Annotated in this window: 16 protein-coding genes; 4 read left to right on the forward strand and 12 right to left on the reverse strand. The window is 34.6% G+C overall.

Features of this window, described 5'->3' with window-relative positions; genetic code table 11:
* Positions 1–24: 24 nt before the first annotated feature.
* From AB1279_RS20880 to AB1279_RS20900, 5 genes are all read right to left on the reverse strand, one after another.
* Complete coding sequence (locus AB1279_RS20880) at positions 25–855, reverse strand: glutamate ABC transporter substrate-binding protein (protein WP_429760760.1); 831 nt, start codon at positions 853–855, stop codon at positions 25–27.
* Positions 856–867: 12 nt separating this feature from the next.
* The gene (locus AB1279_RS20885; RefSeq protein WP_429760761.1) at positions 868–1,596 is read right to left on the reverse strand and encodes an amino acid ABC transporter ATP-binding protein; all 729 of its coding nucleotides are present in this window, start codon (positions 1,594–1,596) and stop codon (positions 868–870) included.
* 402 nt (positions 1,597–1,998) lie between these two features.
* On the reverse strand, positions 1,999–2,973 hold the full coding sequence (locus tag AB1279_RS20890; protein ID WP_429760762.1) for a phosphotransferase enzyme family protein: 975 nt from the start codon (positions 2,971–2,973) through the stop codon (positions 1,999–2,001).
* Between the two features lie 193 nt (positions 2,974–3,166).
* Complete coding sequence (locus tag AB1279_RS20895) at positions 3,167–3,370, reverse strand: hypothetical protein (RefSeq protein WP_429752241.1); 204 nt, start codon at positions 3,368–3,370, stop codon at positions 3,167–3,169.
* 236 nt (positions 3,371–3,606) lie between these two features.
* Positions 3,607–4,245, reverse strand: coding sequence for an NAD(P)-dependent oxidoreductase (locus AB1279_RS20900; protein WP_429760764.1), 639 nt, complete (start codon positions 4,243–4,245; stop codon positions 3,607–3,609).
* 271 nt (positions 4,246–4,516) lie between these two features.
* Between AB1279_RS20900 and AB1279_RS20905 the strand changes: the two genes are divergently transcribed.
* Complete coding sequence (locus tag AB1279_RS20905) at positions 4,517–5,407, forward strand: SDR family oxidoreductase (RefSeq protein WP_429752245.1); 891 nt, start codon at positions 4,517–4,519, stop codon at positions 5,405–5,407.
* Between the two features lie 226 nt (positions 5,408–5,633).
* Here AB1279_RS20905 and AB1279_RS20910 read toward each other — a convergent pair whose 3' ends face one another.
* A complete protein-coding gene (locus AB1279_RS20910) occupies positions 5,634–7,592 on the reverse strand; it encodes an electron transport protein (RefSeq protein ID WP_429760766.1) in 1,959 nt (652 codons plus the stop codon).
* Positions 7,593–8,155: 563 nt separating this feature from the next.
* On the opposite strand from AB1279_RS20910, the gene AB1279_RS20915 reads away from it, so the two are divergent.
* Positions 8,156–9,580 carry an amino acid permease gene (locus AB1279_RS20915; protein WP_429752248.1) on the forward strand — a complete coding sequence of 475 codons (1,425 nt, stop codon included), beginning with the start codon at positions 8,156–8,158 and terminating at the stop codon, positions 9,578–9,580.
* Positions 9,581–9,621: 41 nt separating this feature from the next.
* Here AB1279_RS20915 and AB1279_RS20920 read toward each other — a convergent pair whose 3' ends face one another.
* The 6 genes from AB1279_RS20920 to AB1279_RS20945 all read right to left on the reverse strand — a co-directional run bounded on the left by AB1279_RS20920 (position 9,622) and on the right by AB1279_RS20945 (position 17,158).
* The gene (locus AB1279_RS20920) at positions 9,622–11,334 is read right to left on the reverse strand and encodes a putative bifunctional diguanylate cyclase/phosphodiesterase (protein WP_429760767.1); all 1,713 of its coding nucleotides are present in this window, start codon (positions 11,332–11,334) and stop codon (positions 9,622–9,624) included.
* 332 nt (positions 11,335–11,666) lie between these two features.
* On the reverse strand, positions 11,667–12,401 hold the full coding sequence (locus tag AB1279_RS20925; protein WP_429760768.1) for a Firmicu-CTERM sorting domain-containing protein: 735 nt from the start codon (positions 12,399–12,401) through the stop codon (positions 11,667–11,669).
* A gap of 39 nt (positions 12,402–12,440) precedes the next feature.
* Positions 12,441–13,790, reverse strand: coding sequence for a TIGR03111 family XrtG-associated glycosyltransferase (locus tag AB1279_RS20930; RefSeq protein ID WP_429761520.1), 1,350 nt, complete (start codon positions 13,788–13,790; stop codon positions 12,441–12,443).
* A gap of 2 nt (positions 13,791–13,792) precedes the next feature.
* The gene (gene xrtG / locus AB1279_RS20935) at positions 13,793–14,377 is read right to left on the reverse strand and encodes an exosortase family protein XrtG (protein WP_429760769.1); all 585 of its coding nucleotides are present in this window, start codon (positions 14,375–14,377) and stop codon (positions 13,793–13,795) included.
* Entirely contained in the window at positions 14,374–16,785 is a 2,412-nt protein-coding gene (locus AB1279_RS20940; protein ID WP_429760771.1) for a 6-pyruvoyl-tetrahydropterin synthase-related protein, read from the reverse strand. Before AB1279_RS20940 ends, xrtG begins: the two co-directional genes overlap by 4 nt.
* Positions 16,786–16,798: 13 nt before the next feature.
* On the reverse strand, positions 16,799–17,158 hold the full coding sequence (locus AB1279_RS20945) for a 6-carboxytetrahydropterin synthase (RefSeq protein WP_336484003.1): 360 nt from the start codon (positions 17,156–17,158) through the stop codon (positions 16,799–16,801).
* 877 nt (positions 17,159–18,035) lie between these two features.
* Here AB1279_RS20945 and AB1279_RS20950 point away from each other — a divergent pair.
* Both AB1279_RS20950 and AB1279_RS20955 read left to right on the forward strand, forming a co-directional pair.
* Entirely contained in the window at positions 18,036–19,562 is a 1,527-nt protein-coding gene (locus AB1279_RS20950; protein WP_429760772.1) for a cardiolipin synthase, read from the forward strand.
* A gap of 202 nt (positions 19,563–19,764) precedes the next feature.
* Positions 19,765–20,658, forward strand: coding sequence for an AAA family ATPase (locus tag AB1279_RS20955; RefSeq protein WP_429752259.1), 894 nt, complete (start codon positions 19,765–19,767; stop codon positions 20,656–20,658).
* The last annotated feature ends 2 nt before the right edge of the window (positions 20,659–20,660 follow it).

Here is a 20,660-nt window from a genome sequence, read left to right on the forward strand (position 1 = left end):
CTTGTTATCCTATATTTTGTAGTTTTATTCAGGCTTTTTCCCAATCCACTTTTCATACAATTTATCGTATTCTCCACTTGCTTGCATCTCTTTTAGCAACTCATTAATTACTTTCGTAAGCTCCGTTTCGCCTTTTCTCACCGCAATGCCATACGGTTCGTCCGTGAATTTTTTTCCAACTACTTCATAGTTTGCATCTTGCTTTTCCATACCATATAAAATGGCATTATCTGTTGTTAAAACATCACCTTGTCCTGCCTTCAATGCCGTAAATGCTTCGCTGTAATTTTCAAATTCAAGTACAGTCGCTTCCGGTGCTTTGGCACGAATATTGTTCGTAGAAGTAGAGCCTTTTACAGCCAACACTTTTACCCCTTTTTTCAAATCAGCTATATCCTTAATTCCACTTCCTTTTTTTACAAGTAAAGATTGCCCAGCTTTAAAATACACATCTGAGAAATCAACTTCTTTTTTACGTTCCTCGGTTATTGTCATTGTCGCAATAATTAAGTCAATATCACCGTTTTTCAGCATTGGAATGCGCGTTTTAGAAGTAACTTCTTTTAATTCTAATTTATTCTCATCGCCTAAAATTTTTTTCGCAAGTGCTTTTGCAATATCAATATCAAATCCTTCTACCTTTCCCGTTGCCGGATTCTTTAATCCAAATAGATTCGTATCATACTTCACACCGACAACTAATTTTCCACGTTTCTTAATTTGATCAATAACGGTTTCTTTCTCATTTTTTACAGCTTCTTTCGTTTCCTCTTTCTTATTTCCACACCCAGCTAAAATCAGTATAAATAAACACGCACAAACAATAAGCGTGAACCACTTTTTCATTTTAATCATCTAATTCCTCCCTTAACGATTAAGCACACGACTTAAAAATAATCGGGCTCGTTCTTGCTTTGGATTCGCAAAGAAATCAGCAGGTGCTGCTTCTTCCACAATTTGACCCTTGTCCATAAATAAAATACGATCAGCTACCTCACTGGCAAATCCCATCTCATGTGTAACAACAACCATCGTCATGCCTTCTTTTGCTAATGTTTTCATAACGTCGAGTACCTCGCCAATCATTTCAGGATCAAGTGCAGAAGTTGGTTCATCAAACAGCATAATTTCCGGCTTCATCGCTAGCCCCCTCGCAATGGCAACGCGCTGTTGCTGTCCGCCTGATAGCTGGTGCGGATAAGCATTTACTTTATCTGTAATTCCTACTTTTTCTAAATAAAACATAGCAATTTTTTCTGCTTCTTCTTTCGACTTTTTGAGTACTTTTATGGGGGCAAGTGTAATATTTTGAAGCACCGTTTTATGAGGATATAAATAAAAATGTTGAAATACCATGCCGATGCTTCGTCTTAATTGATTTATATCTTTCTTTACACCATATATGTTTACACCATTCACAAACAATTCACCATCAGTAATCATCTCTAGTCGATTTATGCAGCGCAGCAACGTACTTTTCCCTGACCCCGATGGGCCAACGACTACGACAACTTCCCCTTTTTCAATTTGTAAATTAATATCTTTTAAAACCTGAAAGCTGCCGTAATATTTGTTAACATCGCGAAAAACAATCAATCTACTCCCCTCCTTTACAACTCAAAAAGCTTGTATAGTTTTTTATATTCGAAAACATCTAAAAAAATAACTAGTAATCTTTTAGGCATAAAAAAGAAGCAAAGAAATCGCTCTCTTTGCTTCTTCATTCTTTTTACGAAACCCCTTCTTGTTTATCTGTTCTATATTCCTTCTTTATAATTGGAATTTCCAGGATATACATAAGGTATAAAATATACACCTTATGCAATTTAATATTATCCCGAGAAAATAAACACATTTTCGCATAAAAACACAGAATATATTTATTTAGTAAAAAAAACAGAATCGCAACTATCTAATATAATCTATATAATCGAAGTAGCCCAAAAAAGAAAAAACTGACTATGACTCCACGAAAGGGTGTCTTAAGTCAGCTTTTTTTTAACATTCAACAATTGCTATTTTTGCCAAAATTCTTTGACGAATAGCCTTTGTTAATGTTTGAAAATGCTCTGGCATTTCCTTACCGTTAAACTTTTTCATGATTGTTCCATATAAAGTAACATCTCGAAGGCGCATGAAAAGTGGTATCGTATCATATACGGAATCATCAAGAATATGCTCTGTCTCATACCCTTCTCGCAATACTTGCAACTGGTGACGTGTAAAAGCCGCCTTTTCTTCCTCTGACCAATCTTTTCGTAAAACTGAATAATATACAACCATTGCAAGGTCATGGACAAAATAATTATACGTTGCATCATCAAAGTCAAAGATTGTTAACTCTCCATTTTCATAGTGAAAATTCCCGTGATGAATATCCCCATGAATGAGTCCGAATGTACGACTTGTAGAAGGTGAATTCTTAATTTCTGCTACAATTTCATAGGCAATTTGATGCAGTTCATTATCTTCTTTTAACATATCAATAATCGTAATCTCATCATCCATCCATGTAACACGATTCTCTGTTTTCGGATAATGCATTGTAAGGCGATGTAACTGACCAATTGCTTTCCCCCAAGCATAAAAGAGCTTATCATTCCAAATGTTGGGATCGTTATCTTTCGCCCTTTCTCCTTTTGCATAATCAAAAAGAGAAACATAAAAAAAAGTTCCATCAGTTGCTTGTAGACTTTCAACAAATAGAGCATTTTTTGAGCGATGCGGCGCAGCTACCTTTGCACCGTTTTTCCCGAGATATGCTAGAAAATCTAATTCGGCCTCAATTTGCTTATATGTACGATGAGATGAATGTGTCAAACGAAGCACATATGATGTACTTCCTTCTCCCTCCGCACGAAAAATATAATTTTCAAAGTCTCCAAGCGGTTCTTCCATAACAGTTACACCGAAGCGTTTTGCCCCTTCTTGTAAAATTTCTTTTGTAAATACTCGTTCAACTACTAATTCCATATGACCACTCCTTTCCTCTCTACGTAATTCGCCATAAATCGTAGAATCACTGCTATAAAATAAAAAAAGAAGCAGAACGTTCTACTCCTTCTCAATCCAAGCAATGGAAGACTATAACTATACAAGTAAACAAATTTATTACAATTCACTTAGATTTAAACTTACATAGTGATATACTCCATTCCTATATTCCTTACCATTTCCCCTCTAATATTAGTGCATAAATACCCATGCTCATAACAAATAGTGAAACGCCTAATGTAATGATCCATAACGGAATTTTCAATTTTTTCACTTTAAAATAAGCTCCATGCCCTTTATATTTAAGAGAGCGATATAAACTGATTCCTCCTACAAAAATCATGAAAATACTTAAAATATGTACGACATACGGCAAGCTCCCACTCCTTAACAAAACACTCCTTATAAGATTATCACATCCCCCTTTTATTTACAGTAATTTCTAAATAATATTTATCATGCAAATAACAAAAGAAATAACAGTTGAATTCGCAAGTTAATTCACATAGTAAATAGCGTACAAAAAGCTCAGAGTTTTTATACTCTGAGCTTTTTTTTATAATGGAGTTATACCCTGAAGGCTCCCTATTGTCATATGAGGATAGTCCTATATTAAATCGCAATAAAAGGTGTTTTATGAATATACGCTTTGTTATCAATCTGACTAATTATAAAACTTGCTATTTCTTTGTTTGAAATCATTGTTCCAGGCATATCGGTAAGACTTTCTTTGACTGTTCTTACTTCAACACCCTCTTTTACAAAAGGCAGTCTTATTAGTGTCCAATCTAGTTCTTTATTTTCCAAAAGAATATCCAGCTCTTCTTTTTTATCTTTCATCATTTTGGAAAAGAACATTTCAAACATTTTTGCTCCAATCTTATTTAAAAGACTTTTTTCATCTCCTATAATGTTGAGAGAAGCTCCTGTAACTCCAATATATCTCTTAATATCCTTTTCCTTCATTACTTTAAGTATATCTCTTGTAACTCTGCTATACATAGGTGTATCTCTCATTGGTTGACCAAAACAATTTATAACGATTTGACACCCTTCGAGTAGTTGTCCTATTGTATCAATATTCCCTGCATCACCTGTTACAACTTCAATTTTATCATCGCTACATTTTAATTTTTTTGGATTTCGAACAAGCATACGAACTTGATAGCCATTTTTTAACGCTTCTGAAGCTATATAACGTCCTACCTTACCAGTTCCACCAATTACAGCTATTTTATAAAGATTATCCATACTTCCACCCCTAAGAATATATAAAAAATCAATCCTGTTCTTTTCTTAAGCAAGTAAAGAATTTTATCATTTCTCTTTATAATTTAACATAAATTTCCTGTTTCTTCTGGATTTTTCATTTAACACCCTAAATAACAGCCTAAATCACAACTGAAATGGAAGTACCTAATGATGTCCAACTTTGTGTTTACGCAGATAGGGAATGGGCATGCACCTATAATCTTTTGAAGAATATGCTAAATCACATATAACCGAAGGGGGCTGGCTTATTATGTCTAAGCATTTTGGGTTTGTAGAACAGTGCGATACAGTTCCAATCGAATTTCCCCCGCAGTACCAACCTCAGCAGCCGGGTATTGAATCTTTGATGATTCCAAGACCTCTCTCCGAAAACCCTAATTATTCTGGAAGCAACAAACTATTGAACAAAGTCTCCATCATTACTGGGGGAGACAGCGGTATCGGCCGGGCTGTCTCCATTGCTTTCGCAAAAGAAGGGGCGGATATTGTAATTGTTTATTTAAATGAGCATGGGGATGCATCCGAAACAAAAGACAGAGTGAACCAATTGGGCAGACAATGCCTGACAATCGCAGGTGATATTGGGGATATCGGGTTTTGTCATTCTGTCGTTAAAAAGACAATGGAAGTATTTGGCCACCTTGAAATCCTGGTCAATAATGCGGGAGAAGCACATACACAAGCAAGTATCAGCGACATTTCAGCAATGCAGCTCGAACGTACTTTTAAAACAAACATTTTTTCATATTTTTATTTAACACAAGCAGCCATGCCCTATTTAAAAAATGGAAGCTCTATTATCAATACGGCTTCACTCGCCGCATACAACGGACTTGATCCCGCCATTGATTATGCCGCTTCCAAGGGAGCTGTCGTTGCATTTACCCGCTCGTTAGCATTATCAGTCATTAATCAAGGAATCCGGGTCAATGGCGTTGCTCCAGGGCCTGTATGGACCCCTCTTATCCCTTCAAGCGCTCCGCCGGAACTTTATGCAACACTTGGAAGCACTACGCCAATGAAACGTACTGCACAACCTTTTGAACTGGCACCTTCCTATGTTTATTTGGCGTCGGACGACTCCTCATATGTGACAGGACAAATTCTTCATGTAAACGGTGGAGTGATTATAAATGGATAAGAGTGAATGCCTTCGATTCAAACTCTATTATAAAAAATTGTATTTTAGTGAAAAGAAAGACGCCGTTTTGATCAATCTATTTTCAAAATGACGTTTTTTTATTTCCTGTTACATATGGAATAGAGGGGTTGTACCATCAGGCAGCTGTCGTGTTAAGCATCTCTTGAAGGTGATACACGGAGAGACCCCCACTTCAAGATCCGAAAGGGATAAGTGGCAGAAGTTTTCATTCTAATGTGAGTAAATAGTTGATTAAAGCTTCCTGCTCTTGTTTTGAAAAACCTGTAGAAGAATCTATCCAATATTCGTGTCCTTCTCCCGTAATATGTGTGTCTTGTAAATCCTTTGAACTTTTGTTTGCTTCAATTACTTTTCTTCTCAAGTTTTGATCAATTAATGCTCGTAAACTGTTAAACGGATTAGGCTCAATTCCTTTTGATACCGTTCCTGTCATACCTAGTTCACTCTCCACGTTTTGGCCAACCGCAATACCTCCATCATGTAAATACGGCGCTCCCCAATAAAGCCCTAACAAACTTGGAACTTTGTAACCACCAGGTGAACCATTTAACATATATGCTAAATCAATTTTCTCCTTATCTAACGAATAAGCCGGAACTTTTAACTGTTTCGCTCCTTTCGGTACAGGTACTGGTGTATCTGGTGAATATATGATAGGATCTGCTAAACTTTTACCTATCGCTTCAAATGATTTCGCTCTTGATGGCTCGGTCTTAATTTCATTAACTGGGATAATTCGATTATTTGTGTAGGCTTGTCCAGCATGACAAGTAATACAACCTGCACGTATAAACACACTCTTCCCTTGTTTTATCGTCTTTTCATCAACAGATAATGGGGGCTTAGGAGAAACAAATGTATTTTGTAATGCCGACATTCCATTATTTTGCTCCATAACCCGATAGCCAGGGGAACTTGATAATAAACCATTAGGAGAGATTAAAGACGGCCTTGGAAATGTCGGAAGCATAATTAACTCATTTACTCCTGGAACTCCTGGGGTCGGATCAACTGAAGCAAAAAAATCAGATGGTTTCTTTCCACTTTTAGGATCATATCGATATTTTGGATTCGCTGCATTTTGTAACATTGTTCCTAAATAAACTTCCTTGTCAATTTTGAAAAGGAATGGACTAGCATGTGCTAATGTCGTTAAATCTGATCCTTGAATATTTACAGCACTATTAATTACACTTAGCCCTTTAAACGGACCAGCTTGTGCAAACCCATTCCACCCATAAGGATGATCTCCAAATGTAAAAGAATCTGGAATTTGTGTTGGATTATTCACCAAATCACTACTCGCATCAAAATTTCCGCTTGGCCATTTTAATAAAGTACGATCTACAGTCTCCTCTATCATCTCTGGATCAGGAAGCGGAGCTTTTTTCCCATCAGAAGTCACTACTGTTCGCCCTAAATCTTTTATATAGTCTTGTAATGACTTAATTTCTGCACGAGAAAAATAAGCTGCTGAATTTGTCCCTAGTGCTAAAATGAGGCCACCATTAAAATCATTATTTGCAGCACCTTCAATCACTTTTTTTGTATCTCTAGTTACCGTTGCATGGCATGCAGCACAGCTTACTCCTATCTTCTCTTTTCCTTCAGGCTTAATAATAGGCATCCCTAACACTTCATTAGAACCTCTTGCAACATCTAAACCCGTATCAACCTTTGTTCCTTTTTCAAACGTTTTATCTCCTATTTTCACAGTTTTCGCCAGTTCGACACGTAAATTTGTTGTCCCTTTTCCATGCAAGTCGTAAATTGCTTTTTTAATATTTTCTAAAGTTAACGCACCATTTAAAATCCCCATTATGTCTGTAAGAAACACTTCATTTCCAAATGTTTCTTCATAAAAAGACTCTCTCCCCACTTTTAATAAATTCTTGTCAATTTTCACTGCTCCGTTTTGTGGTGATAATAACATTTTGCCTTCATTCGTTTTCAACAACTCATTCGCCTTTTTTTGCGAAATCGTTTGTCCCCAAATATCGTATGCCGGTTGGTTTTCCTCAGTTCCATAATGATTTGGTTTGCTCTTTACAATTTGATCTTCAGAAGGAATATAAGCGTATGTTGGTTTTGAAAAGTTAAAAAGGACAACACATACAAAGATTATCCCCCACATAAGAGCTCTAGCGGACTTCCTATTTTCCATTTACTTTCCTCCATGTCCATCAAAAAATATTACAAACGCTCAGTAACAACCTTACTATTCCCTGTAAAAAGAGATATAAATACGAAAACATACTTTCCGTCTTCTGTTTTCATCTCATGAACATCTAGCGCCTACAATTTTGTGATTACAGTATGTTAAAAATGAATTCCTAAATTTGTTACTTTACAAATAGTAAGAAAAAACAGGGTAAATATTTAATCACCTGTATGAATTTTTATAAAAAAGTTTATATTTTTCTCTTCCCTTTCTAAAAAACATGTAGTATACTTACTTCAAAATCAGAGGAGAAAGGGAGCAAAGAACTATGCTTACTTATACAACTGTAGTTACATTTGCACAAAAACATCATCATCATACGTAAACCCTTGAAACCTAGCGGAAAAATTCACGCGTAGGTACAAGGGTTATTCCCGTTGTACCTACGTTAGGCAAAGAGCCATGTAGGTATTTTTTATCTACATGGCTCTTTTTTATTTCCAAAAAACACTAGGTACAAAAAATAATAAAACAAAAAAACTATTACAAAAAGGAGTTAGACAATCATGGCAACAAAAAAATGGGGTTTATGGGTTTTAACAGCATTCGTTGTTGGAAATATGGTTGGCGGCGGCGTGTTTATGCTTCCAGCAAATTTAGCGCAAGTATCAGGACCAATGGGATCCACGCTTGCATGGACAATTACTGGTCTTGGTGTATTTATGATTGCACTCGTGTTCGGAAACTTAGCAATGCGAAAACCAAATTTAAAAGCAGGTCCGCAAAGCTATGCGCAAGCAATGTTTACATCACCAAAAGCTGGTAAAGTGGCTGGTTATAGCATGGCATGGGGATACTGGGCTGCAAACTGGGCTGCAACAGCTTCTGTCATTATTTCATTTGCTGGATATTTATCTACGTTCTTCCCAGTTCTGCAAAGTAAACAAATTTTATTCACAACAAATGGTTTTTCATTAGAGCTTGGAAAAGCCTTAACATTTGCTGTATGTAGTATTATGCTATGGGGCATTCAATATATTCTTTCTCAAAATATTGATCGTGCTGGTAATATGAATTTACTGGCAACTGTCGCAAAAATTATTGGATTTACAATGTTTATTATCATTACATTATTCATTTTTAATGCAGCTAATTTCGGTGATGGTCAAACTTTTATGAATGAAGCTGGAAAGTCCATTCCATTAGGCGGACAAATCAATGCTGCTGCCATCTCAACACTTTGGGCGTTTATTGGTATCGAGTCAGCTGTTATGCTTTCCAACCGCGCAAAGTCACAACGCGATGTAAAAAAAGCTACGATTTTCGGATTAGTAATTGCTCTTCTAATTTATGTAGCAATTACATTGTTAACAATGGGTGCTCTTCCACAAGATGCGCTGAAAGCATCACAAAAACCATTGGTTGATGCATTAAATATGGCTATCGGTAATAAGGGTGCATATATTATGGCATTCCTAGCACTTGTCTCCCTATTCGGCTCTACAGTCGGCTGGATTGTTGTAAGTGCAGAAGTTCCTTATCAAGCAGCAAAAAGCGGATTATTCCCAGCTTTCTTTGGAAAAACAAATAAAAAGGGAAGCCCAAAGAACTCATTATTACTAACAAATATCATGACACAAATATTCTTATTCTCTACTATTTCCGGTTCAGTATCAGAGGCGTATAGCTTTGCTGTTGTTGTCGCTACGCTTGCTTATTTAATTCCATATCTTGTTTCAACATTATATCAATTAAAACTTATTATTACTGGTGAAACATATGAGAACATGCAAGGCTCTCGTAAACTTGACGGTGTAGTTACAGTACTTGCTCTTATCTATTCCATTTGGGTTATCAAAACAGGAACAGCTGATATGAAAACTTTTTTCCTAGGAATAGGATTATTCGTAATCGGATTAATTATTTATCCATTTATCATGAAAAATACTACTGAAAAGAACATAGAAACACTTAATACAAAAATTAGTTAAACTTAAAAACACTAGCTCCCTAAAGAGCTAGTGTTTTTCGGTTAAAATTCATTTTTTAATTCTGATACTGTTAACGGCTTAGCATAATAAAATCCTTGTACATAGTCACATCCCATTGATTGTAGTAACGTTTCTTGTTCAACAGTTTCCACCCCTTCTGCAACAACCTTCATATTTAAACTATGTGCAATGTCAATAACCGATTTTACAATTGTTCTTTCAGATTGTGCCTGGATATGATGAAATTCTTGAATAAAATTACGATCAATCTTTACAATATCAAGTGGTAACCGCTTTAAATAATATAACGATGAATACCCTGTTCCAAAATCATCTAGTGCAATTAAAATTCCCATATTTCTTAATTCTTGAAGGGAAGCAATAATATCCTCAAAGTGGCTTATCGCGATACTCTCAGTAATCTCTAAAATTAATCGATTTGGTGAAAATGACGTACGCGCTAATATACTACGCAAAGCAGGTATAAAACGCTTTTGCATAATTTGTTGAATGGATATATTTACAGATAACTGTAAACCTTCTGCATATGCCGGCAATGTTTTAAATATTCTACATGATTGCTCTAATATCCAATCCCCTAACTTTGAAATCAATCCACATTCTTCTGCAATTGGAATAAATTCAGACGGAGAAATCGGCCCTTCTTCCGTATAACAGCGTAGTAATGTCTCTACCCCAGAGTATTGCTTTGTTTGTAAATCGACGATTGGCTGCATTACTACTTTTAATTTTTCGTCACGAATTGCCTTTTGCAATACAAGTTCAACTTCCATTTTCCGATGCACTTTTGCTCGTAAATCATCTGTAAAAAAACAAATAGGGTTATTGCCTTGCTCTTTTGCACTATACATTGATAAATCTGCATTTTTTAATAAAACTTCAATATCCTCACCATCTTTTGGATATGAACATATTCCTAAACTAGCAGAAACATATACTTCATTTCCATCTAGTATAAATGGTTCTTGAAAACAAGAAAGAATCAAACTTGCTAACTGTTGTAGATCTTTTAAGGTATTCTTTTGCGTTAATAAGACAAATTCATCCCCGCCAAATCTTGAGAGCACATCCATATCACTTAATTCATAGTAGAGACGTGATGCCACTTCTTCAAGTAATAAATCCCCCATCGCATGTCCTAATGTATCGTTTACCAATTTAAAACGATCTAAATCAAAATAAATAAGACTAAACGGTGTTTTTCCGTCTACATGTTTATTTGCTAATGTCGTTAATTGTAAACGATTTGGCAAGCCCGTTAGCATATCATGATATGCTAATTTACGATAGCGACTTTCACTTACCCTTAACCGTTGCTCCATCTCTTTTCGTCCTGTTACCTCATTTCGAATGGAAACAAATTGATATGGTTCCCCGCTATCATCTAGAAAAGGAACAATGGTAGTACTTACCCAATAATAGGATCCGTCTTTTGCTTTATTACGTATTTCTCCACGCCAAACTTTTCCACTTAGAATACGCTTCCATAAGTGCTTAAAAAAAGACTTTGGATGATATCCAGAATTTAAAATGCGATGATTCTGTCCAATTAGTTCTTCCTTTGTATACTTCGAAATTTTACAAAATTTTTCATTTGCGTATGTAATATAACCATCCCGGTCAGTAATAGCAACAATTGATGATTCATCTAAAGCAAATTTTATATCTTGCAATGCTTTCATCGCCCCATTGAGCGACGAATCATGTAACACAAGATCTTGCTGCTCTATCATGCACTATCTCTCCTTGTTTTCCTCTCTTAATAACAAGACAATACGTTTTCTTTTTTATACTTATAAAAGTTCCATTGATTAAGCTACCAATCAATAGAAACCTCACTGACAAGAATTTTATTTTATAAATATCTCTAATTACAACTTTTGAATACAAACATCATAGCACGTTTTATTCTTGTTCACTATCAACGCAATAACTATATATAAAATTATAAAATAATAATACCAAAATATTTACACTTTTTCATTAAAAAATTGGAAATCATTTCATTTAAAATGCGATAATCTACTCATCTGATGTATAAAATAAAAACTAGTCTACTAAACGACTAGTTTTTACTTCGCTTTTGAAAACGAAAAATGCGATATGCTGCAAATCCTGCGATTCCAAATCCTATGATTGCAGAGAATTGCCATAATGTTGGACCATTGTCAATGTTAATCCAGCCATCTCTGTCTGGAACCCAGTCAATTGTATTTTTTGCCGGGCAAACTTCTCCATTTACATTTGATTTTAATGCAAAGCGAATCTCCTTCTGCTTATCTAGTCCAAATTCTTTTAAAGGAACTCGGAATTCCATTTCCTTCTTATTATCACTTACAGAAAGGGTTTGTTCTTGGTATTTTCCTGAGTCCACATTTAGAGAATATTCATTCCCTTTTCCACTAATAAGATTTACAATTGCATAACGATACTGAACCATTTGACATTTACCATTTACCTCAATGGATTCCGAGTTACCTCTCCCGCCTTGTTTCGCATCTGGAAAAATCACGTGAAATGTCCAGCCATCTTGCTTAGAATGTCCTGCCGATTGTCTTTCTACATATAAATATAAGTACTCACCATCGGAGTAATATTTAACACCCGTAATATCTTCATTATTCATTCCATTTGGCACATCACCTTTTCTATCCGAAACATACGGCATATTATTCCAATCAGAAAAATTCCCGTCAATTGTAATAGGAGATTTCTTAGTTTCTGCGAATACTTGTAGTTGTCCGATATTTAATAAACTTATACTGACTAAAAGTGACGCAAGTAGTTTTCTAGATTTCATAGTAGATATCCTCCATTAATGAATCGTGCTCATATAAAATCATTTATCACTGCTGCCATTAATCCATTTCTTAAATTTAAAATAGAAGGAAAACTGTTTCTTCATTTTCTCACGAATCATCTGCATTTCTTCACTTAATGCACGCACATTCCAGCTTGCTTTCTCTTCTTTTGCATTAATCGTTCCAGCAATGCGGCAAAAAAAGATAAACATCCGATAAAATGGAAGTAAAAATATTGCATATATATGCTTACGCATATATTTCTTTACATGTGGTTGTGGCTTCAAATACAATTTTGAAACGGCATAAAACAACAACGAATTTGCTACATAACAAAAATAAAGAATAATATTTGCAGTTACAATTAAATATAATGGATAATCTAAAAACATTAAGTATACTAGCGCAAAAAGCCAAATCATTCTTGAAAAAATTAATGTATGATCTTTAATCATTGTATAGCGAAGTACATCTAAACTACCTCGCATTTTTTTACTTAAGAATTTATTAAATAACGCAGTAACTTCTATACTGCCACGTTGCCAGCGTTGCCTTTGTACGTACAAACGGTCCGCAGATTCAATTGGATCTACATAGAAAAAAGCGTCTTCACATAATGCTACTTTTCCATCGTACATAAGACGAATTTGCGTTGTCATATGCGTGTCTTCTCCAAGCGTTTCAATATTATACATTTGTGTTTTTGTTAATACCTCTTTTCGAAATGCTGAAAACGCTCCTGATAACGTAAAAATAGAATTACGCTTTGATTGATAGCCTCGCCCTACTAAAAATGCTTCTACATACTCAAACAGCTCACAGCGCTGTAATAATTTTAATAATGGTTTATTATTTTCTTGAATTAACTCAGGATTAATCATAACCACACCGGTCATTGCTGAAATACTCATATCTTGCTCAAATTTTCTTACTGTATTATAAACGGCTCTTGAATCAAGCATACCGTCTGAATCCACATTTAAAATATATCTTCCTCTTGAAAGATAGATTCCTTGATTCAAAGCTTGTGCTTTTCCTTGCTTTGATTTTATATATCTAATGTTTAAAACCGGATTCTCCATTTGAAATTGTTGAAACACCTCAAAACATCTATCTTCCGAACCATTGTCAATTAAAATAACTTGTATATTTTTCAATGGATATTGTTGAGCTACAATTGAATTCAAACAATCTCCCAATGTTTTCTCAGAATTATATACAGGAACAAGAATGGTTACATATGGAAAAAAGGTTAATTCTACCTCTTTCTTTTTTAAGTAAGCATGCAATACAACAATAGCACTTGCAAAGCCAGTGAGAAAATCAACAAGTAACGGAATAATAAGCCACGCAGTCCAAAAAAAGGCTTCCTGTAAAAAAGCATCCATCGTCACTTTAATTCACCCACTTTCTGATATTTGATTTGAACAAGTGTAAATAATACATAATAAAGATATACTGTTAAACCAAAAAAAAGAATACGAGCAAATACCATATGAACAAGCTTATATGCTTCTGCTCCAAATATCTTTGTCATAACAATAATGAATAACAACCGCAAAATATTTGCTACAAATAAAAACAATACACCAAAAATAGTTGATAATACCTTTGTTTTTATATTTCCAAACGGGAAGAAAAGCACTAGAGAAAGAAACACAAGTAACTCAATACCACCAGAGCATTCATAATCCAATACCATGGTTACAATATCTTTTCCTGTTTCAATTGTTATTAATGCAAATTCACTATGTACATGAAATACTGGAACTACATTCGAAATCCACTCTAACATATAGGAATTCATAAGGTTTGTGTATTTCTCAATATAAGACAGAAAGTACATCATACAAATTGTAAAAAAACCTACGCTTCCTACTACAAAAGCAAAAAAACGTAATCCAATACGTTGCATCATCATATAACCGAAAGCACAAAGTGTAATTAATAAAATACCCATTATAATAAAACTCATGCTTCTCCCTCCCTTCTTTGTCTTCTATACATTCCATACGATAAACTACAAATTATACATAAAGCACTCACTGATAAAATAACACCTTGTAGCATATATGGGTACCCAACATGTACTTTCACATGTTTCGTCTTCACATTCATAAATTGATTCATTTTTTCATATTTACCTTCTACTGTTTGGAAAGCATCAATTGCTGCAACAGGTACAAGCACATTTACTTGTTCACTATCAACAATTACTTCATTATGATTTCGTTTTAAACGTACTGGTACGACTTCTCTTTTTGGTAATGTATTAGCTTTTAATTGCAAAGCATCCTCAAGAACTTGCAATGTATCTTCATTTTTCGTTAAAAATGTATAATAAGGAATATTTAATGACATAAAAATTAAGTTATCATTCTTGCTTGTAGAAGTATAATTCAAAATCTGTTTATTAACATATAACTGTGATTCTGAATTGTTTGTATTACTAATAATATTCGTTCTCCAATCACTTGATTTTTTAGGAAACGGTTTTGTTTTTATTTTTTTATCTTTATAATATAATTCCCCATACTCACCTTGCAGCGAAATTGGTTGCACATTTACATTCAGAAATGGCTCTGTCATTCCAGCTGTATCAATTACCACTCTAATATTAGAATCAGCCAATTTTTTTACTAACTGTTCCGCCGCTTTCTTATCTTTATAAGCTAATCCTGAAATGTAAACAACTTTATAATTTTTCAACTCGCTAAAAGTGTAGTCATCAATGTTCATTTTGTCCCCTATTAACAATTGTGGAAACATATAAGTGATATTGGGTGCATATTTTCCAATTGCAATCCCTTCATATTGCACTTTCGTTCCAAAATTTCCTTCGATAGGATATTTATAAATATAGTTACTAGGTGTCTCCTTTATTAATTCATATCCTACTTGTTTGGCCCATTTCTTCATTTCCTCTGGGTGCTTAACAAAATTCTTCTTTAATACAAATGTATCCGCTCCTGCTTCTAAAGTACGATCAAATAAAATATCATAATATTCATGTTCTAATGCTGTATTAATTTGTACTAAATTTTGTGTCGTTGTTGCGCCTTGCCATGCCCATCCATACACTTGATCTTTTACCTTATTTTGTTTTCCATGATAGGATAAATAGTAACTTGGAAAAGAACCATATTCGGAGTTATCTAACATTGATATACGCTGCGATGCTGCAGAAATCGCTACATCTAAATCTTCAGCTTGTCCTTTCGGAAACTCTCGGTTAAATCCAACTGTATAAAAAGAAGCACCTGAATCAACAGCTAACAACAAAATAAACATCCACATAAGAGACTTACGAAGATTTTTCCATAATAAAAAAGAAAATAAGATCATCGCCATGGCCATTGCAGTAAAGCGGCGCATCCATAATACTTGAACAAGAGGCATATTCTGTAAGAGTGGTAGAGCTAGTTTTGTTGTGCCTATCATAATTAATAATGCAACCGAAAACCCTGTCACCTGTTTTTTGGATCCAAAAAGTAAACCAAATAAAGCAAGCAAGGCAAACGAAAGTCCAAAATAATACATTTCAATATCATTAAAACGTAAAAATGGATGCAACGAAACAGTTAATGGATAAGAGTGTAGTGCCATTACTTCTAAATTAGCATCTCGGTCCATTCCAATAATACCGCCATTTAGTGCTGGAAATAGCCAAAATCCAGATAAACAAATCCCTAATGCAGCATAGATGAGAACAATAAACTTATGAATCATCTCTTTGTTTACAATTGAGTCGATAAGACAAAATAAAAAGAATGAAATACCAACCATAGCTGTTAACATCGGATGAATGAGTGTTATAATTGCCATTAATATAGAAAGAATTATGTACAAGTGAATTCTTTTTTCACGTACTGCACGGTAAAATATTAAAAATAGAAATGGTAATATCGATGTTATAGTACAAAAGGGAACATTTCCTTCTGCAAATAAAATGCGAAGATTTTCCGGAACAAAGAACCATAATATACTAATAAAAAATGCTAGCCATTGCCGTTTTGTATACACTCCCCACAATAACCAGCCCAAGCCCCCTACAATAAAAAGAAAAATAAAAAATAATTGATAAGCTCCAATCATATCCGTTGTAAACATTCGTAATACAGCTAAGATATAATAAGATAAAGGTGCCCAAAATCGAAATGGTTGAAATCCGTTATACCATTCAGCACTGTAATTAACATACCAGTTTCCTTTTTGAAACTCTTCATATAGTAAATTTGCTTTATATAAGTGTCCATACGTGTCCGAACCCCACGGATAACGCCCGAAACGATTCACATACCATGACATAAGTAAAGCACATGCTACTAATAAAGAAAATTGAAAAAAAAACAGCCAAACTCGTTTTCGTTGTTCAATTGTCATACTACTTTCCTCTCTATCCTCTTTGAATAACATATTGTCGCATTGGATTTTCACTAATTGTTAATTCTTCTAATGGCACGTGCTGTTTTCTTAAATTCTCTGTTAAGTCTGTAAAAAAGATTCTCCCAATTTGCTCCATCGTACAATTTTTTCCTGAAAATCTAGGAGAATCATTTAAGCATGTTCCCTGGTATTCATTTAAATACCCCCCAATGACATCTTCAATATGAGCAAAATTTAACTCTTCAGCTCCATCATGTGAAATAAGCAATGTAATTTCCCATGTATGTGGATGTACAGTAGACTTATTTCCATTGATAGATACATAATGTCTTGCATTCAAATAAAAATGTAAACGATATTTTGTAATCATTACAATTTCTCCTTTAACCATTTTTCAGCATTCGTAAATCATACATTACGAACTCCATAATTTTAAAAAAACTTTCTCCTACTGAAATTACTTTAGAATATTGAAACGAAATATGTAAAACATCATACAAGATCCGTAAAATAGAATTTAAGAAAAAATTTCCCCTCATAAAGGTTAATAAATAAACAGAGCCAGTCTATGAATTTGTCTTAGTTGAAAATACATAACGAGTACATAATATATAATGAAGCACAGCAATACTCATAACACCAATATTTGAGGAACAAGAGATGAATGACGAAATATATAATAACACGCATTGATACTAAAAAATCAATTACCAATAAATACTTAACGATTTTGCGATTATACAGCCTATTTAGCAGCCATCTCCTCCTTTTCCTATCATATTTAACATTTGAAATTTTATTATGATCATATTAAATTAAATGAATTTTGTATAGATACCTTATCATAAAACCTTATGCTTCTTGAACACAACAAGTATAATCCTCCTCGTTTTAACTATAATTATGAAAACTTCCACAGCTTTATAGGAGTGAAGGTCTCGAATCTAGATCTCCCTCTATTATCTACACTCTTTTTAACTAGTGAAATGAAGAACAAAAAAACACTACCCGCTCTAACAGATGATATCTCTTCCTATAATAGTTTTTAGACCCCACACTCAAAAATCTCCTTTAAATCAGTACCTTTTAATAATACGTAACTGTAGTTCGGCATGCCACATGACCAAACCCGCCGACAATACAGATATACACAGGACAAATTTAGGAAGCGCGGGCTATTGTTTAATGAAAATGAAACACTTTATAATAAGGATATAACTAATCAGAAAAAGGTGACATTCCTACCAATGAAAAATCGCGTTCTGCAATTATTATTCGTTATTGCAATTACAACTGTTATATTATTTCTATTAAACAAATCATCCATATCGTTATATACCTTCGTTGGAACAGTATTCTTTATTACATCTCTTGGTATTGCTTTCATCATCTTTATTGAAAACCGCTCCCCACAAAGTACGTTAGCTTGGTTTTTAGTATTAGCAATTCTTCCTGTTTTTGGTGTGTTTTTGTATGCACTATTTGGTCGAAGCAGATGGCGCCGAAAAAAACATTTACATCGTGATGAAGAGCGAAGAAAGGTGTTCCGCGCAATTTTAGAAGGAAGTCGATTAAAACAAGAAATACCAGCACCTCTAAATGAACGCGCTGCCCATTTGGCTACTATCGTTCAAAAATTTGGCGGGGGACCCATCGCTAATGAAACTGCAACAAAATTACTAACAAACGGAGATGAAACATTTACAGAAATTTTGACCTCCATTCAAGAGGCAAAACATCACATTCATATTCAATATTACATTTATCGAGCTGATGAAATTGGAACAAAGATCCGGGATGCTTTAATTGAAAAAGCAAAAGCTGGTGTAATTGTCCGCTTTTTATTTGATGACCTCGGAAGCTCCCAGTTACGAAGCAGCTTTTTGCAACCGATGAAGGACGCAGGAATTGAAGTAGTAGAATTCGAACCTATCCTTTCTCCGTGGCTAATCGAAACCGTCAACTACCGGAATCATCGTAAAATTATTATTATTGATGGAAAAATTGGATTTACAGGCGGATTGAATGTTGGAGATGAATATCTTGGTCGTTCTAAGAAATTTCCAATTTGGCGAGATAGTCATTTAAAACTTGAAGGGAAAGCATTGTACAAGCTACAAGCCATCTTTCTAGAAGATTGGTTATACGCATGTAGTGGATTAAATAGCTATTCTTGGGAACCTTTCATGAATAAAGAATATTTTCCAAGGTGGACCGTTGACGCAGAAGGTGCTGTCCAAATTGTCGCAAGCGGCCCGAGTGCAAATGACAAAACAATTCGAAATGCCCTATTAGCGGCTATGACATCTGCAAAACGTTCCATTTGGATTGCAACGCCATACTTTATTCCCGATCAAGAAACATTAACATTACTACGTTTAAGTGCAATCGCTGGAATTGATATCCGTATTCTATATCCTGGTATAAGCGATAGCGTTATAAGCGATCAAGCTTCTCAATCTTATTTTGCCCCGTTATTAGAAGCAGGCGTTTCTATTTATCGTTATAAAGACGGATTTATGCATGCTAAAATTGTATTAATTGATGAGGAAATTGCAACAATTGGAACAGCGAACATGGACATTCGTAGTTTTGAACTGAATTATGAATTAATCGCTATGTTATATGATTCTTCGACTGTCCTTGATATTAAACGTGATTTCGAACAAGACTTTAAAGATTCCACAGAAATTCGCTGGGAAGTATTTCAAAAGAGAAGCATTCGAAAAAGAATGCTTGAATCACTAATGCGACTTATTTCGCCACTTTTATAAAGTGAAACTTCCATCAGTGTGGGGCCACCTATCCTCTTTGCTTCTCTCTAAATATTGAGGTGGGAGTCTTACTGCCCACGAATAGCGAGATAAGGGAACATCTTCCAAATTGGAAGATGTTTTTTCTTTGCTTCGCCTATGAAAACGCGTTATCATAAGAAGGATTGTTTACTTTATGAAAATAATGTTAGGTGGGAAATACATGTTAGAACAATTTCATATACATGAAGGATTAAAAGAGCAACTTGTAAATATTCACGAAACAAATAAACATACAGCTGGCAATGCTGCTACTTTAATTGGAACAAAAATGTATAAAGCATCAGATAACAGCATTATTGAAGATGCAATTACTGCATTACTTCTTGGGAAAAACGTTTTATTAAAAGGCCCTACTGGAAGTGGGAAAACCGTTCTTGCGGAAACGTTATCTTATTTATTCCAAAAGCCAATGCATAGCATTAACTGTTCTGTTGATTTAGATGTAGAAGGTATTTTAGGATACAACACATTAACAACAACAGACGGTGCATCTGAAGTTACTTTCGTTGATGGTCCATTAATGAAAGCAATGAAAAACGGTCACTTCCTTTATATCGACGAAATTAACATGGCAAAACCAGAAACACTTCCGCTTCTTCACGGTGCACTAGACTATCGTAAAATGATTACAAATCCATTCACACAAGAAGTTGTGTACGGTAGTGATGAATATCGTGTAATTGCGGCGATTAACGAAGGCTATGTTGGAACGAGCGAACTAAATGAAGCATTAAAAAATCGCTTTGTTATTATTGAAGTTCCTTATATTCAAGGTGATACATTAAAAGAACTCTTATTAGCAGAATCGAAATTAAAGGAAACAGCAACAATCGAAAATTTTGTAGCATTCGCAAGTGACCTGATGCCGCTTGCTCGCGATGGCCGTGTAAGTGAAGAAGCTGCAAGTATTCGCGGTATTATCGATGCATGTGATTTAAGTGTATATATTCCAGTAATGCGTGCAATTGAACGAAGCATTATTGCAAAATTAAGCGATGAAACAGAACAAATGACGGTGCGTGAATTAGCAGAAAGTTATTTCTATGAGGGATAATT

This window comes from Bacillus sp. S14(2024), assembly GCF_050473785.1.
In the GTDB taxonomy this organism is placed as follows: domain Bacteria; phylum Bacillota; class Bacilli; order Bacillales; family Bacillaceae_G; genus Bacillus_A; species Bacillus_A yunxiaonensis.